At 72.0% G+C, this 15,449-nt stretch carries 16 protein-coding genes; 5 read left to right on the plus strand and 11 right to left on the minus strand.

Going from position 1 to position 15,449, the window contains the following annotated elements; genetic code table 11:
• Positions 1 to 6: 6 nt before the first annotated feature.
• A complete protein-coding gene (locus tag RI578_RS18400; RefSeq protein WP_310872082.1) occupies positions 7 to 1,614 on the minus strand; it encodes an acyl-CoA carboxylase subunit beta in 1,608 nt (535 codons plus the stop codon).
• Between the two features lie 297 nt (positions 1,615 to 1,911).
• On the opposite strand from RI578_RS18400, the gene RI578_RS18405 reads away from it, so the two are divergent.
• Complete coding sequence (locus RI578_RS18405) at positions 1,912 to 2,211, plus strand: hypothetical protein (RefSeq protein WP_310872083.1); 300 nt, start codon at positions 1,912 to 1,914, stop codon at positions 2,209 to 2,211.
• A gap of 169 nt (positions 2,212 to 2,380) precedes the next feature.
• On the opposite strand, the gene RI578_RS18410 is transcribed toward RI578_RS18405, so the two are convergent.
• From RI578_RS18410 to RI578_RS18420, 3 genes are all read right to left on the minus strand, one after another.
• Positions 2,381 to 2,836, minus strand: coding sequence for a phospholipase (locus RI578_RS18410; RefSeq protein WP_310872084.1), 456 nt, complete (start codon positions 2,834 to 2,836; stop codon positions 2,381 to 2,383).
• 102 nt (positions 2,837 to 2,938) lie between these two features.
• Positions 2,939 to 3,598: a response regulator transcription factor gene (locus RI578_RS18415; RefSeq protein WP_121748265.1), complete on the minus strand. Its 660-nt coding sequence runs from the start codon at positions 3,596 to 3,598 to the stop codon at positions 2,939 to 2,941.
• Positions 3,571 to 4,860, minus strand: a complete 1,290-nt coding sequence (locus tag RI578_RS18420) for a sensor domain-containing protein (protein WP_310872085.1) — start codon at positions 4,858 to 4,860, stop codon at positions 3,571 to 3,573. The genes RI578_RS18415 and RI578_RS18420 overlap by 28 nt, the downstream gene beginning before the upstream one ends.
• Positions 4,861 to 5,011: 151 nt before the next feature.
• Between RI578_RS18420 and RI578_RS18425 the strand changes: the two genes are divergently transcribed.
• Together RI578_RS18425 and RI578_RS18430 are read left to right on the plus strand one after the other, a co-directional pair.
• Positions 5,012 to 5,527 carry a DedA family protein gene (locus tag RI578_RS18425; RefSeq protein ID WP_310872086.1) on the plus strand — a complete coding sequence of 172 codons (516 nt, stop codon included), beginning with the start codon at positions 5,012 to 5,014 and terminating at the stop codon, positions 5,525 to 5,527.
• 157 nt (positions 5,528 to 5,684) lie between these two features.
• Positions 5,685 to 7,556: a BTAD domain-containing putative transcriptional regulator gene (locus RI578_RS18430; RefSeq protein WP_310872087.1), complete on the plus strand. Its 1,872-nt coding sequence runs from the start codon at positions 5,685 to 5,687 to the stop codon at positions 7,554 to 7,556.
• Positions 7,557 to 7,697: 141 nt separating this feature from the next.
• Here the strand turns inward: RI578_RS18430 and RI578_RS18435 are convergent, their stop codons facing one another.
• Positions 7,698 to 8,336 (minus strand): sensor domain-containing protein, encoded by a 639-nt coding sequence (locus RI578_RS18435; protein ID WP_310872088.1) that lies wholly within the window; start codon positions 8,334 to 8,336, stop codon positions 7,698 to 7,700.
• Between the two features lie 181 nt (positions 8,337 to 8,517).
• Here RI578_RS18435 and RI578_RS18440 point away from each other — a divergent pair, with 181 nt between their 5' ends.
• A complete protein-coding gene (locus tag RI578_RS18440; protein WP_310872089.1) occupies positions 8,518 to 8,772 on the plus strand; it encodes a hypothetical protein in 255 nt (84 codons plus the stop codon).
• A gap of 69 nt (positions 8,773 to 8,841) precedes the next feature.
• Complete coding sequence (locus RI578_RS18445; RefSeq protein ID WP_310872090.1) at positions 8,842 to 9,555, plus strand: DUF4097 family beta strand repeat-containing protein; 714 nt, start codon at positions 8,842 to 8,844, stop codon at positions 9,553 to 9,555.
• A 103-nt stretch (positions 9,556 to 9,658) separates the two neighbouring features.
• On the opposite strand, the gene RI578_RS18450 is transcribed toward RI578_RS18445, so the two are convergent.
• Genes RI578_RS18450 through RI578_RS18475 form a run of 6 tightly spaced genes read right to left on the minus strand, consistent with a single transcriptional unit; the run spans position 9,659 to position 15,418 of the window.
• The gene (locus RI578_RS18450; protein WP_310872091.1) at positions 9,659 to 10,591 is read right to left on the minus strand and encodes a TauD/TfdA family dioxygenase; all 933 of its coding nucleotides are present in this window, start codon (positions 10,589 to 10,591) and stop codon (positions 9,659 to 9,661) included.
• Positions 10,588 to 11,424, minus strand: coding sequence for a 4'-phosphopantetheinyl transferase superfamily protein (locus RI578_RS18455; protein ID WP_310872092.1), 837 nt, complete (start codon positions 11,422 to 11,424; stop codon positions 10,588 to 10,590). Before RI578_RS18455 ends, RI578_RS18450 begins: the two co-directional genes overlap by 4 nt.
• A 7-nt stretch (positions 11,425 to 11,431) precedes the next feature.
• On the minus strand, positions 11,432 to 12,367 hold the full coding sequence (locus RI578_RS18460; protein ID WP_310872093.1) for a TauD/TfdA family dioxygenase: 936 nt from the start codon (positions 12,365 to 12,367) through the stop codon (positions 11,432 to 11,434).
• A 30-nt stretch (positions 12,368 to 12,397) separates the two neighbouring features.
• Positions 12,398 to 13,189 carry an alpha/beta fold hydrolase gene (locus tag RI578_RS18465; RefSeq protein WP_310872094.1) on the minus strand — a complete coding sequence of 264 codons (792 nt, stop codon included), beginning with the start codon at positions 13,187 to 13,189 and terminating at the stop codon, positions 12,398 to 12,400.
• Entirely contained in the window at positions 13,176 to 14,468 is a 1,293-nt protein-coding gene (locus tag RI578_RS18470) for an MFS transporter (protein WP_310872095.1), read from the minus strand. The genes RI578_RS18465 and RI578_RS18470 overlap by 14 nt, the downstream gene beginning before the upstream one ends.
• The gene (locus RI578_RS18475) at positions 14,465 to 15,418 is read right to left on the minus strand and encodes an ornithine carbamoyltransferase (RefSeq protein WP_310872096.1); all 954 of its coding nucleotides are present in this window, start codon (positions 15,416 to 15,418) and stop codon (positions 14,465 to 14,467) included. The genes RI578_RS18470 and RI578_RS18475 overlap by 4 nt, the downstream gene beginning before the upstream one ends.
• Positions 15,419 to 15,449: the final 31 nt, after the last annotated feature.

The raw sequence follows: 15,449 nt of genomic DNA on the forward strand, positions 1-15,449 counted from the left end.
GGGCTCCTATACGGGTGGGTTGCCGTGCTTTCGTTCTGGGAGCGGGGCGTGTTTCGTGCGCAGCATCGCGAATGAGCGGATGAGGAGTGCGCGAGTCTGCGTGGGGTCGATGACGTCGTCGACGAGGCCGCGTTCCGCCGCGTAGTAGGGGTGCATCAGCTCGGAGCGGTACTCCTCGATCAGCCGGGCGCGAGTGGCCTCGGGGTTGGGTGACGCGGCGATCTCGCGGCGGAAGACGACGCCTGCCGCGCCTTCCGCGCCCATCACGGCGATCTCGTTCGACGGCCATGCGAAGGAGAGGTCGGAGCCGATCGAGCGGGAGTCCATGACGATGTAGGCGCCGCCGTACGCCTTGCGCAGGATCAGCTGGATGCGGGGCACGGTCGCGTTGCAGTAGGCGTACAGGAGCTTCGCGCCGTGCCGGATGATGCCGCCGTGCTCCTGCTCGCGGCCCGGCAGGAAGCCGGGAACGTCGAGCATGGTGATCAGGGGGATGGAGAAGGCGTCGCAGGTCTGCACGAAGCGGGCGGCCTTCTCGCTGGCCGCGATGTCGAGCACCCCGGCGAACGACGACGGCTGGTTGGCGACGATGCCCACGACGTGGCCGTCGAGCCGGGTCAGGGCGCACACCACGTTGCCCGCCCAGCGGGCGTGCACCTCCGTGTAGTCTCCGTCGTCGACTATCTCCGCGATGACGTCCCTGATGTCGTACGCGCGCGACGGGTCGGTCGGGACGAGGTCGAGGAGTGCGTCGTTGCGGCGGCCGGCCGGGTCGTCGGACGGTTGGTGAGGGGGGAGTTCGCGGTTGTTGGAGGGCAGCAGCGACAGGAGGTGCCGTACCTCCTCCAGGCAGGACTCCTCGTCGTCGTGGACGAAAGCTGCCACGCCCGTCGTGGTGGCGTGGACGTCCGAGCCGCCGAGGCCGTTGTGGTCGATCCGCTCGCCGGTCACGGCCTGCACCACGTCGGGGCCGGTGATGAACATCTGCGAGGTGCCGCGCACCATGAAGACGAAGTCCGTCAACGCGGGAGAGTAGGCGGCGCCGCCCGCGCACGGGCCCAGCATCACGCTGATCTGCGGGATCACCCCGGAACAGCGGGCGTTGCGGCGGAAGATGCCGCCATAGCCGGCGAGTGCGGTGACCCCTTCCTGGATGCGGGCGCCCGCTCCGTCGCACAGGGCCACCAGCGGGGCGCCGGCCGCCTCCGCGAGGTCCATCACCTTGTGGATCTTCTCGGCGTGGGCCTCGCCGAGCGCGCCGCCGAAGACGCGGAAGTCATGGGCGTACACGAAGACGGTGCGGCCGTGGACCGTGCCCCAGCCGGTGACGACCCCGTCGGCGTACGGGCGCTTGTACTCCATGCCGAAGCCGACGGCCCGGTGCCTGCGCAGGGGCTCGACCTCGGTGAACGACTCCGCGTCGAAGAGCAGCGCGATGCGTTCGTGGGCCGTGAGCTTGCCGCGTGCGTGCTGACGGGCCGTGGCCTGCTTGTCCGGGCCGCGCCGTGCCTCCTCGTGGTAGCCGCGCAGCTCGGCGGTGCGCGTGGCAAGATCCGGCCTTTCGGCGAGCTGGGGCAGCGGTGGGCCGGTGGCTGGCTCGGCGGCGAGGGTCATCTGAGTACTCCTCGGAAAGAGTTCAAGGGTGCACTTCAGAACCAGCTTTAGGCCCTTCACCTTTACTTCTTCTACACAGCGGTAAACGGAATACTTCCGGCCGCCGAATCGGAATACGGTGATCCGCTGTCAAGCTACTGCCAGCGCAGCACCCTGACATGGGATTGCCCTGGTGACAGGGGTGACCGAGGGACAAGAATCTCATTCATCGGAGGGCGGGCCTCAGAATTCCGATGGAATGCGCGACCCGCTCGCTCAGCATCTTTTCCGGTATCCGGAAACGTCCAGGGGGATCACATGAAGGTCAGCGTTCTGCGCACAGGTCTTGTCGCCATAGCCGCCGTCGCCGTCGTGGCGCTCGGCGCGCCGGCCGCGGGGGCGGTCGCGCAGGTGGCGGGGGACTCGGCCGTACGCGTGGCGGTGACGCAGGAGGACCCGAGCTGGGACGGTGCGCAGAAGGACCCCAGCTGGGACAGCGTGCAGGAAGACCCGAGCTGGGACAGCGTGCAGGAAGACCCGAGCTGGGACAGTGTGCAGAAGGACCCGAGCTGGGACAGTGTCCCGTCGGCGCTGCCGCAGGACCCCAGCTGGGACTGACCCGGCCACAGAAAGGCCCGTTCCTGAAATCTTCGGGGGCGGGTCTTTCGCCTTGCCTGGCAAGCTACTTCCCTCCGCACGGGAATTGCCGACCGGTTTCCGGTCGGCAAATCTCCGGCGTCCTTGAATTCCGGACCTTCACATGTGCGGGGGTACCGCGCGGGCAGTCCTAGCCGAGCTTGTCGACGGCCTGGTAGTAGGTCCAGGCGGAGGCGTCGCAGGAAGCGCGCTTGATGCCCGAGTAGGCGGTGCACACCCGCTTCAGGTCCGCGTAGAAGGCGTCGTCGAGGCGGGCCTTGTTGGCGTCGAAGGAGCCCGCGGCCTTGTAGTTGCGGTAGCCGAAGTCGTGGCGTGCGCATGACATCTGGAAGGGGAAGCCGAAGGGGTTGTCGGGCGACGTGGTGCAGTAGTCGGTCGACCAGTCGAAGCCGTACGCGCTGTAGGAAGCCTGGTTGTTGCGGGCCGCCACCCAGGAGTTGTAGCTGCTCGCGCCGGTCTGGGTCCAGCCGCTCAGCACCTTCGGTTTGTCGGCGGGGGCGGCCTGGGCGGGGGCAGCCGCAGCGCCGAGGGCGAGCGGCACGGCGAGAGCGGCGGCGGCGAGGGGCGTGGCGAAACGGCTGCGCATCGGGGATCCTCCGGCGGGCTGTGGGTGGGCCCGGCGCTGATGCGCGGGGCGGGCACAGCCTGGCCGCGGGGGCTATGGCGCAGCCATATATGGGTCAGCCCATCAGCCGCGCAGGAAGGCGAGGACCGCGAGGACCCGGCGGTGGGTCTCGTCCGCCTGGGGGAGGTCCAGCTTCGCGAGGATGTTGCCGATGTGCTTGCCCACCGCCGCCTCGGAGACGACGAGTTCGCGGGCGACCGCCGTGTTGGACTTGCCCTCCGCCACCAGGGCCAGGACCTCGCGCTCGCGGGCCGTGAGGCGCTCCAGCGGGTCACGCCGGCGGCGCAGCAGCTGACGGACGACCTCCGGGTCGACGACCGTGCCGCCCCCGGCGACCTCCAGGAGGGCCGACTGGAACTCCTCGACCTGGCCGACCCGGTCCTTGAGCAGATAGCCGACGCCGGAGCCGTCCCCGGAGTCGAGGAGCTCGGAGGCGTAACTGCGCTGGACGTACTGGCTCAGCACCAGGACCGGCAGCGAGGGCCGGGCCTCCCGCAGCCGCACCGCCGCGTGCAGCCCCTCGTCCGTGAACCCCGGCGGCATCCGCACGTCGGTGACCACGATGTCGGGGGTGTGCTCGGTGACGGCCGTCATCAGCGCCTCCGCGTCACCGACCGCCGCGACCACCTCGTGGCCGAAGCGACCGAGCAGGCCGATCAGTCCCTCCCGGAGCAGCACACTGTCCTCGGCCAGGACTACACGGAGTGCTCTGTCGGCTCGCAAGGGATCTCCACACGCAGTAGGGTCGGGCCGCCGGCGGGGCTGGACAGGGTCAGTCTGCCATCCAGCACGGACACCCGGTCGGCAAGTCCGGTGAGGCCGCTGCCCCGTTGGGCGTCCGCGCCACCGCACCCGTCGTCCCCCACCTCGAAGACCAGCCACCCGTCCGCGTACCGGCCGACCACCTCGGCGCGCCGCGCCCCGCTGTGCTTGGCGACGTTCGCCAGCGCCTCGCAGACCACGAAGTAGGCGGCGGCCTCGACCGCCTCGGGCAGCCGCCGCGGCAACTCCACCGAGACGTCCACCGGTACCACCGACCGGTCGGCGGCGTCGGCGACCGCCGCGCCCACCCCGAAGTCGGCGAGAACCTTCGGATGGATGCCCTGGATCAGCTCCCGCAGCTCGGCCAGCGCCTTGCCGGCCTCGTCGTGGGCCTTGGCGAGCTGGTCGGCCAGCGGGCCGGGCGGGGCGTCGAGCCGGGCCAGGCCGAGCGCCATGGTCAGGGCGACGATGCGCTGCTGGGCGCCGTCGTGCAGGTCGCGTTCGATCCGCCGGCGCTCCGCCTCGAACGCGTCGACCAACCGGACGCGGGAGCGCACGAGTTCGGTGACCTTCTCCCCCAGGTCGGTCTCCACGGGCGCGATGAGGAGACGGGTGAGTTCGGCGCGGGCCACCGCCACGGCGCCGATCACATAACCGCTGAGGGCGAAGAGCAGCAGGCCGGCGACGGCGACGGCGAACGCCTCGGGCCAGCTGGTCGCCGTCCACATCTTCAGCACGGGCGCCTCCTCGCCATCCCCGACCGTCGCCATCAGGACCGGCGTCGCCACCAGCCCCACCGGCACGACGAGCGCCATGACGAACACCAGCAGGTCGAGCGGCCACAGCACCGTCGCGAACGCCAGCGTGTAGCCGAGCTCCCGCCAGGTCGCCTGTTCCCGGAACCGGGTGCGCCCCCAGGCCAGCAGCCCCGGTTCGTCCGGCACCCGGTGCGGCGTGGGGGCCGGCCGCCGGTCGACGAGCCGCAGCCGCCGCCGCTCCACGGCCGCCACCGGCAGCCCGGACAGGGCGAGCAGCGCGAGCAGCGGCAGGCCGATCAGCACGACGGCCAGCGCACTGCCGATCGCCGCCGCGAGCACGATCGCCAGCAGCACCACGATGCCGACGGGGGTGCTGCTGAGGAGGTAACCGGCGGCCCGCCAGGGCCAGGCGGAGAGCAGGTAGCCGGAGCGGGACAGGGCCTGCCACACGTTGAGTGAGCGCATGGCCTCACGGTAGAAGGCGGTTCTCTGCCGGAGCCATCCCTCCAGACCGAGGTCCTGGGGTAGTGCCTGCCCTACCCCAGGACTCAGCCCAGTGGTCGTGTTCCGCGCGGGCCCGCGCGGTTGTCTTGGAGGCAGCGAAAGGAGGCCGGAGATGCTGGCCTGGCTGACCGACCACACCCTGATGTTCGGGATCTGGGGGATCCTGGCGGCGGTGCTGCTGCTGCCCGCCCTGGAGGCCGCGCTGCCGCTGATCGGCGTGCTGCTGCCGGGGCAGACCGCCGTGGTGATGGGCGGCATGCTGGCGCACCACGGCCGGGTCCCGCTCGGCTGGATCGTCGTCACCGCGCTGCTCGGCGCGGTGCTCGGCAACGGCCTCGGCTACGCGGCCGGACGGCGCTGGAACACCCGGCTCCTGGACCGCGTACCGCGCCGGCTGCTGCGGCCCCACATCACCGCACGCGCCCTGTCCGCCATCCAGCGGCACGGCGGCCGGGCGGTGTTCGTGGGGCGGTTCACCGCGGGGCTGCGCACCCTCGTACCGACCTTGTGCGGGGTCTCGGGAATGCCCGTGCGGTCCTATCTGACCTGGTCCTTCGTGAGCAGCGCGGTGTGGGCGCCGGCCTTCGTCCTCGTCGGCTACGGCATGGGTTTCAGTCCGGGACTGTGAACGCCCCGATGAGCGTGCAACGTCTTGCCACCGCAGCCTCCTGCCCTCCGCCGCCGGCGACTTACCAGGTCATGCCCTCGAAGAATGGTTCAACAGAAGACTTCGGCAATCCAGCCGGCCGTCTCGACAGCAGTGAACGCAAGTGAGTGGGGGACTCATGGATTTCCAGCTTCTCGGTCCGGTGGAAGCCAGACAGGGCGAACGGCGTGTCTCCATGTCGGGGGCGAAGGTGCACACCGTGCTCGCCGCGCTGCTGCTGGCCCGCGGCAAGATCGTCACCGACGACCGGCTGAGCGCGCTGCTGTGGGGCTGGGACCCGCCCGCCACCATGAGCGCACAGATCTATACGTACATCTCCCGGCTGCGCAAACTCCTCGGCCCGGAGGTGGAGTTGGTCCGCCGCCAGCCCGGCTACCTCATCCACATCAACGACGCCCGCCTCGACACCTCGGAGTTCGAGCGGCTGGGCAGGCTCGGCCGGGCCGCACTCGCCGAGCGGCGCTACGAGGACGCGCACGAACTGCTGAGCGGGGCACTGAACCTGTGGCGCGGCCCCGCGCTCGCCAACGTCACGACCTTCCTCGCGGACGCCGAACTGCCGCAACTGGAGGAAGCGCGCACCACGATGCTGGAACACCGCATCGAGGCGGACCTCGCGCTCTCCCGGCACCAGCAGCTGATCCCCGAACTGGTCGGCCTGGTCGCGGAGTTCCCGCTGCGGGAACGGCTGCGCGCCCAGCTGATGACCGCGCTGTACCGGTGCGGCCGGCAGGCCGACGCGCTGCACGTCTACCAGCAGGGCCGCCGGACGCTCGCCGAAGAACTGGGCGTCGACCCGGGCGCCGACCTGAACGCCGCCCACCAGGCGGTGCTCAACAGCACCCTCGACCTGCCCCGGCCACCGGCCGCGACGGCGGCGACCGCGCCGCACGCGAACACCCCGCAGAATCCGGGCGGGCGGCCGCTGACGTTCGCGCCGCCGCCCGCGCCCCAGGCCGCGCCACCCGCGATGCTGCCCGCCGACATCGCCGACTTCACCGGCCGCAAGGCGGAACTCGCTTACCTGCTGAAGCAGTTGGCGCCGCCGCGCGCGGGGCGTCAGCCCGTCTTCCGGCCGCAGCGCATGCTGATCACCGGCATGGCCGGGGTGGGCAAGACGGCGCTCGCCGTGCACGCCGCGCACGCCAGCGTCCAGCACTTCCCCGACGGGCAGCTGTACGCGAACCTGTGCCACGCGGACGGCACGCCCAAGGACCCGGCCGAGGTTCTGGTACGGCTGCTGCGCGCCCTCGGTGAGCCCGCCGCGGCCCCCGACGGGCCGCCCGCCGACCTGGACGAGCTGGTGCGGCTCTACCGCACCCGCACGACGGGCAAGCGGCTGCTGATCCTCCTCGACAACGCGGCCGGCGACCTCCAGCTCGATCCCCTGCTGCCGGGCAGCGCCTCGGCCACGGTGCTGGTCACGGCGCGCGCCCGGCTGTGCGCCGTGTCCGGTTCGCACACGACGGCGTGCGCGCCGATGGACCGGGCCGAATCCCTCGCCCTGCTCGCCGCGGTCGCCGGCCTCCGGCGGATCGCGGTCGAACCCGACGCGGCCGCCGCCATCGCGGACTCCTGCGGCGGGCTGCCGCTCGCCCTGCGGGTCGCCGGCGCCCGCCTCGCGTCCCGGCCGCACTGGTCGGCGACGCGGCTCGCGGACCGGCTCGCGAAAGAGGACACGCGCCTGCAGGAGCTGCGCTTCGGGGACCTCGACGTACGGCAGTCCGTGCTGTCCTCGATGCGCGGCTTCGGCGCGCGGGAGCACGAGCTCCTCGCCGAGCTGACGGCGCTCGGGCGCGGCCCGTTCCCCGCGGTCACGGCGGGGCTGCTCCTCGGGATCCCGGAGCAGGAGGCGGAGGACTTCCTGGAGCGGCTGACCGACGTGTCCCTGCTGGAGACGGTGGGCGTGGACGCGACGGGGCTGCCGCAGTACCTCTTCCACGAGGTGGTCCTGGTGTTCGCCCGCTCACTGGCCGGGGCGCGCTGCTGAAGCCCGGCCGGGCCTTTCGCAACGTCCTGCCGGGGCAGGGTGCTGCCAGCTGACACGCCGGGCACACCACCGCGCCGCCCCGTTGAATGGATCAACGTGAGCGGCGTGGAGGGAGGTTGGCGGATGAGGCCCCGTGCCCGGTCAGGTGAGCAGCATCCGCGCCCAGCCGGCCCGGGCGCCGGCCACCACGGTCAGCGCGTAGGCCGCCACCGGCAGCAGCAGCACCCCGAGTACGGCGAGCGCCCAGGCCTGCGGGTAGGAGGTGACCGCCCACTGCTTCAGCGCCATGGTGGACTCGCCACCGCCGTACGCGGCCAGCATGTACGGGGTGGCCATCAGGCCCACGGGGACGGCGAGCGCGAAGACCACGGCCAGCAGGTCCAGCGGCCACAGCACCGTCACGAACAGCAGCGTGTAGGCCAGCTCGCGCCAGCTGGACGCCTCGCAGAACCGCTTCCGGCACCAGGGGCCGAGCCCAGGCTCCTCCGGCTCCTCGTGCGGGTCGCGCAGGGCGCGGTGGCCGACCATCCGCAGCCGGCGCCGCTCGACCACACCCATCGGGACGCCGGACAAGAGGGCCGCGAGCAGGACGGGCACCCCCACGAGCACGACGGTGAGCGCGCCGCCCACCGCGAACGCGGTGAGTATCGCGATCAGCCCGATCAGGCCCACCGGAGTACTGCTCAGCAGGTAGGCGGTCGCCCGCCACGGCCACGAGGAGAACAGGAAACCGGGGCGGCGGACCGCCACCCACACCGATGTCGCTTCCAGGATTGCCATGTCCCAACCGTAGAAACCGGGTGCCTCCCGCGCCCAGCAGCCCAGTTCTACTTCCGGGGTATGCCTGGCCCTACCCCGAAGACTCTGTTCCGCCGCAATGTGCCGGACCCCCGACTCACGGTTTCGTTGAGTCAGCAGTCGGAGCGCCGCAGCAGCGGGGCCAAGTCACTTGGGAGTCCACATGTCGACGGTCGCGAACACCCAGAGCTATGTCGAGACGTGCCCGCAGCGTTCGCTGGTGGCCGGTCGTCTGCCGGCCGGCGGTGCCGCGCCGACCGTGGTGTTCAGCGGCCCGCTCCCCGGCACCGGGACCACGCGTTCCGTGGTCCGGGCCCAGGTCGTCGGCGGCGTGTGGGTCGCCCAGACCCCGGGCTCCTTCTCCCACGCGTCCTACCGCGAGGGCGGGCGGTCCGTGAACCGCCGCCCCGTCTCCTAGGTCCTGTCCCCGCCCCGCAACTGCGCAGACCCGAAGTCGTCCCGAGCACCGAAAGAAGAAGAGGCCATCATGAAGCTCCGCGCCCGTCACCTGTCCGTCACCGTCCTCGCGCTCGCCGCCGGCGTGCTCGCCACCGGCTGCGAGGTCGGTCAGGAGGGATCCAAGAGCAAGAGCACCTCGTACGACGTGACCGAGAAGGTGTCGGCACTCGAGGTGCGGACGCCGGGCGGCGACATCAAGGTCGTCGCCGGTGACGGCAGCACGGTCAGGGTCACCGAGAAGGTGACGTACAGCGGTGACAAGCCGGACACGGAGCACACCACGCGGGGCGGCACGCTGGTGCTGACACCCGGGGACGGCTGCGCCGAGGACGGCGGTGCCTCCAAGTGCACCGTGGACTACACCCTGGAGGTGCCGAAGGCCCTCGCGGCCGTCCTGGACAGCAAGGGCGGGAACGTCACGGTGTCCGGGCTGGCCGGCCCTCTCGAGGTGAAGTCCGGCGGGGGCAAGGTCACCGCGGACCGGATCACCTCCAAGCGGTTCACCGTGGACGGCAACGGCGGCGCGGTCGACGCCCGGTTCACCACCGCGCCGGACACCGTGGACGTCGACACCCGGGCCGGCGACGTGTCGGTGCGGGTGCCGGCCGCCGATGCGTACGCGGTGAAGGCCACCAGCAACGGCGGCTCGTCGAAGGTCGACATCAAGACCGACCCCGGGGCCACCCGCAAGATCACGCTGCACACGGACGGCGGCGACGTGAAGCTGAGCGCCGCGGGCTGAGCCCCCGCGGCACGGCGACGGCGACGGGCCGGGCGCTCCCCGAGAGGGAGTGCCCGGCCCGTCGCGGTCGGCGCACCGGCCGGCTCGTGCCGAGCCGTTCCGATCAGCCCTCCCACGGTTCTGCCATGGCGACGGCTATCTTGCGCGGGCCCGTGAAGGGCTCGCGGCCGTGGGCGGCGAGCATGTTGTCGACGATGAGGACGTCGTCGCGCTCCCAGTCGAAGCGGGTGGACGCCGCGCGGTAGGCCGCGCGCAGGTGGTCCATCACCTCGTCGGGGATGCGGCCGCCGTCACCGTAGTACGTGTTGGTGGGCAGGTCCTCCTCGGCGAAGATCTCCCGCAGTCCTTCCTGGACCTCCGGGGCCAGCGAGGTGACGTGGAAGAACGTCGCGTGGTTGAACCAGACGGGGGCGCCGCTCTCCGGGTGGGTGTGCACGGCGCGGCGCACCGCGGTGGTGCGCAGCCCGCCGTCCGGCCGCCAGTGCGGGTCCAGGCCCTTGCCGCGGCAGTACTCCTCGACCGCGTCCCGGTCCGTGGTGCCGAAGGCCTCCTGCCACTGCACGCCGAACTCGGCGTGGAAGTTGCGCACGACCCGCCAGCCGCGCCGCGCGAACTCGTCGCGGACGCCGGGGTCGATGTGCCGGTAGACCTCGCGGATGTCGGCGAGCGGGGTGGCGCCCTGGGTGAGGGCCGGCTCGATGCAGAAGAAGTACAGGGTGCGCGGCCAGGCCGCCTGGTAGGAGTTCTCGTTGTGCAGGAAGATCTCCTCGCCCTGGGGATAGTCGGTCGAGGTGTAGACCTGCCCCTTGATGGTGGAGCGGGGCGAGGAGCGCTCCGCGTAGGTGAGCGGCGCGGAGCGGGAGAACTCGCGGACCACGCCGTCGAATCCGTCCACCCCGCCCACCTCGAAGCCGCGCAGCAGGATCGCTCCGCGCTCGGCGAGGACGCGGCGCAGCTTGTCGTGGTTCTCGTTGATGAACGTGTGGACAGAGGTGCCGGGGGTGCCCGGCGGCGCGAAGAACTCGGCGGCGGTCATGCGGCGTGGGCTCCTTCCTTCTCGGTGTCGTGGGGCGCGGGGCCGTACGCGTCGTCGTCGTGCGGGTCGCTGTCGTACGGCAGGTTCTGGATCTCTCGCCGGTAGTCCCGCAGCAGTACGGGGCCGGTGCTGCCGGCCTCCCGGGCGAGCGCGGCGAACAGTCCGGGGCCCACCGGCAGGTTCTGCACCGTCCAGGTGTCCGGGCCGTTCGGCTCGACGTGGGTGACACGGACCGGGCCGTCGTGGGCGGGGCGTACCTCGATGGTGCGCAGATCGGCGACGATGCCCACACCGGAGGCCTTCACCACGGCCTCCTTGCGCGTCCAGCAGCGGAAGAAGGCCGCCAGGCGCAGTTCCTCGGTGGGCTGGGCCCGCATGTGGGCCAGCTCGTCGTCCGTGAGCACGATCGCGGACGAGCCCTGGACGTCGACGGTCCTGCCGTCCTCGACGTCGGCGCCGACCTGGTGGCCGGCGACGACGGCGAGCAGCCAGTGCCCACCGGAGCGGGACAGGTTGAAGTCGAGGCCGCTGGGCGGCCAGTCGATGCGCGGACGCCCGTGTTCGGGATGCCGGCAGCGGGGGCAGGGCTGCCGCCCGAGCCTGATCCGCTCGGGCGGCTCGCCCAGGTAGCGGGCCAGGACCCGGCGCAGGGCCGCGTGCGCACCCGCGTACCGGACGGCGGCCTGCGGCGACCTGCGGCGTACGATCCCGAGTTCGGCGGCGGAGAGCAGGGCGGTGTCCTCGGGGAGCAGCGCGTCCGGTGCGCGGCCCCGCCAGACGTGGACGGCGTCCTGCGTCCGCAGCCGCTCGAACTCGGCGGTCTCGGCAGTCATGACGCCATCAGTCCGACATCGCCACCAGCACGCGACGGGCGCCGGCGAAGGGCCGGCGGCCGTGGGCGAGCGACACGTTGTCGATGAGGAGCAGGTCACCGGTGCGCCAGTCGACGTCGACGGCGTTGGCCAGGCCCCGGTCACGGATCTGGGTCACGTACTCGGCGGGGATCGGGCTGCCGTCGGCGAAGGTGACGTTCTGCGGGAGTTCGTCCTCGGGGAGGATCTGGGCGAGGGCCGCGGCGGTGTCGTCGCCGAGGCCGGCCGGGTGCCACTGGTCGGCCTGGTTGAACCAGCCCTCGACGCCGGTGACCGGGTGCCGGACGGTGGCCGGGCGTACCGATTCGACGTGGATGCCGCCGTCGGCCTTCCACTCCCAGCCGGCTCCGGTGCCGTCGAGGAACGCCTCGACCTCCTCACGGCTGTCGGTCTCGAAGGTGTCCTGCCAGCTCTTGCCGAGGCCGTAGCCGTCGTGCAGGTTCTGGGTGTAGCGGACGCCGCCGGCGAAGGCCTGCCTGACCTCGTCGTCGAGGGAGTTGAGCCAGACCGCGGAGTCCAGTACCGGGGTCGCGCCGCCGCTGCCGGGCTGGATCTGGCAGTAGAAGGCGAGCCGGGCCGGCCAGGCGTGGGCGTAGCTCATCTCGTTGTGCATCGAGATGGTGAATTCCTGCGGGTACTCGGTCGAGGTGTAGACGTTGCTGCCGACCTTGGTGCGCGGCGAGTTGCCGTGCACGTAGGCGAGGCGGTTCGGCAGCAGCAGGTCGAGGACGTCGTCCAGGCCGGCCGGGGTCACCCCGAAGCCACGGAAGACCAGGGCCTTCTCCTGCACGAGGAGTTCTCCCAGTTCGTCACCCATCGCCTTGAGGCGGTCGACCAGTTCCTCCGCGCCACCGACGAGTTCGGTCTCGATCTCGAGCGGCGACCAGGTCTGCTGTTCAGTCATGGGACGATCCCTTCAGTATTCTCCAACTATCTAGGGGAAAGCTATAAATTCTCTATTTCGTCCTACTCCCTCCAGTTGTCGCGCGATGTCGGCCGTCAGCTCCGCCTCGCACGGGTCGAGATAGAAGTGGTCGCCGGGAAAGGACCGCAGCGTGAAGTCGCCCGCGGTGGTCAGTTCCGCCCAGGCCGCCACCGACTCCCGGTCGTGGCCGGAGCCGGGGTCGCGGTCGCCGATGTACGCGCGGACGGGGGCGCGTACGGGGGCCGGGGTCCCGGGCCGGTACGTCTCGATGAGCCGGTAGTCGGCGCGCAGCGCGGGCAGCAGCAGCTCCCGCAGCTCGGGGATGTCGAAGACCTCGGAGCCCAGGCTGCCGAGGCTGCGGACGCCCGCGATCAGCGTGTCGTCGTCCTCCCCGTGCAGCCCGCTGTGCCGGGCCCGGTGCGGGGCGGCCCGGCCGGAGACCAGCAGGCGGGCGGCCGTGGTGCCGTGCCGGGCCTCCAGGCGCAGCGCCACCTCGTAGGCGACGGCGGAGCCCATGCTGTGGCCGAACAGCGCCACCGGCCGGTCGAGGTACGGGACGAGCGCCCGGGTGATCCGGCCGGCGAGGGCCGCCATGTCCTCGACGCACGGCTCGGCCAGCCGGTCCTGCCGGCCGGGGTAGCGGACGGCGAGCACCTCGATGTCCTCGGGCAGCCTCGACGGCCAGCCGTGGTAGAGCTGGGCGGTGCCGCCGGCGTGCGGGAAGCACACCAGTCGCAGCCGCGGGTCCACGGTCCGCCGGTGCACCCGGAACCAGGCGGCCGGGCTGTCAGGTTCGCTCATGTTCGTCTCCCTTTCGCCCTTGGGCTTCGGTGTCGGCCGGCGCGTCCTCGGTGCGCAGGGCGGGGCTGAGTACGGCGCCCAGGGCCAGCAGCGCCATCGCGGCGCCGGTCAGCAGGATCGAGTCGGCGGCGCCCCACAGTTCGAGGGCGAGGCCGGCGAGGAGCGCGCCGAGCGAGTTGGTGCCGGAGGAGATGAGGTTCGCGGTGCCGGCGACGCGGCCCTGGAACTCGTCCGGGGTGGTGCGCACCTGGTAGACGGCGGCGGCGACGTTGAAGACGGCGCCGACCAGGCTCGTACCGGCGAACAGCAGCCCGAGCAGCAGCGGTTCGGCCCGGGTGAAGGAGATGGCCGTCATCAGACAGGCCCAGGCGGCGAGCCCGCCGACGAGGATGGCGCGCTGGCTGCACCGGCGCATCCACCAGCCGCCGGTGAGCGCGCCGAGCATGCCGCCGATGCCGCCGCCCGTCACGACGACGGCGAGGACGGCCTCCGAGCGGCCCTCCTCCTTGATCATCAGGATCACGGCGAGGCTGAGGACCTGGAACAGCGCGTTGGTGCCGGCGACGAAGCCGAGCGCCGTGCGCAGGAAACGCCGGCGCCACAGCCACGCCATGCCCTCGGCAACTTCGCGGTGCAGCGCCTTGCGCGGGGCGACCCGCTCGCCCTGGAACTCCTTCCTGATGAACAGCAGGGTCACCAGCGAGACGAGGTAGGCGACCGCGCCGAACAGGAACGGCACCCAGCGCACCGCCGTGTAGAAGAGGATGCCGGCGGGCTGGCCGAGCAGGCCCGCCGCCCGGCCGCGCGCCTCGTTCTGCGCGAGCGCCTGCGGCAGTTGCTCCTCGTGCACCACATTGCGTACGGCGCCGCGTTCGGCCAGCCGGTAGAAGACGGTGAGGCAGGACTCGACGAACGCCACGGCGGCGATGTGCGCCACCTGGACCCGGCCGGTGAGCACCGCGACCGCGACCGTGCCGAGCGCCAGCGCCCGGCCCGCCTCGCACACCACCATCACGCGCCGCCGGTCCCACCGGTCCACGAGCGCCCCGGCCGGCAGTTGCACCAGCAGGGCGGGCAGCAGGGCCGCGAAGGTCACCAGGGACATGGCGATCGGCGAGCGGGTGTGCCAGAGCACGAGCAGTGGATAGGCGACCGCGGTGACCCGGGTGCCGAGGAACGACATGCCCGCTCCGGACCAGAGCAGGACGAAGTCCCGGTTCCTGCGCAGCGGCGGCAGCTCGGGGCGGGCCTCGGCCGGTGCCTGGGGGGCGACGGTCACCGGGACCGCCCCGCGCCGTCCGCGGAGCCGGTGGGCCCGCGGCGGCACCATTCCAGGACGGCCATGGCGCTGTGCATCTTGTTCTCGGCCTGCTGGAAGGCGATGCTCGCCGGGCCGTCGAGGACGTCGGCGGTGACCTCCTCGCCCCGGTGCGCGGGCAGGTCGTGCAGGAAGACGGCCTTGGGGCTGTCCTCCCACAGCGCCTCCCGGACCTGGAACGGCGCGAACAGCTCCCGCCAGTTCGGGTCCGGCTTGCTGGTGCCGGTGGTCTGCCAGCGCGTCGTGTAGACGGCGTCCTGGTCGGCGGGCAGCGCGTCCATGTCGTGGCGCTCGGCGAACCGGCCGCCATGGCGCTCGGCCTGCTCCGCCGCCCGGGCCAGGAACCGGTCGGCGAGCCCGTAGCCGGGCGGGGTGCGCAGCTCCAGCTCGACCCCGGGAAAGCGGGTGAGGGCCAGCGCGAGGGCGGAGGCGGTGTTGTTGCCCTCCCCCACGTACAGGACGCGCAGCCCCTCCAGCCGGCCGAACCGGCCGAGGAGCGTGGTCAGGTCGGTGAGCGCCTGGGTGGGGTGCTCGTCGGCGCTCATCGCGTTGATGACGGACATCCGGTTCTGGGTGGCCCAGGCGCGCATCTCGGCGGGGTCGTCCGCGGTGCGGGCGACGAGCACGTCGAGCATCCGGGACATGACCCGGCCGGTGTCCTCGCTGGTCTCACCGGTGTTGAGCTGGAGGTCGCCGTCGCCGTACGAGACGATCTGCGCGCCGAGCCGCAGGGCGCCGGCCGAGAAGGCGGTGCGGGTCCGGGTGGAGGTCCGGCGGAAGTAGATGCCGGCGATGTCGCCCTCCAGCGGGCGGGCCCCGGCGGGACCCTCGGCGCTGAACCGGGCACCGCGGTCGACGATGGCGCGCAGGTCCTCGTCGGTGAGGTCGTCGATGGATATCAGATGCCGCACGGCGGGCGTCCTTTCGGAAGAGGGGTGGGGA

It is taken from the genome of Streptomyces sp. BB1-1-1 (genome assembly GCF_031597775.1).
Lineage (GTDB): Bacteria > Actinomycetota > Actinomycetes > Streptomycetales > Streptomycetaceae > Streptomyces > Streptomyces thinghirensis.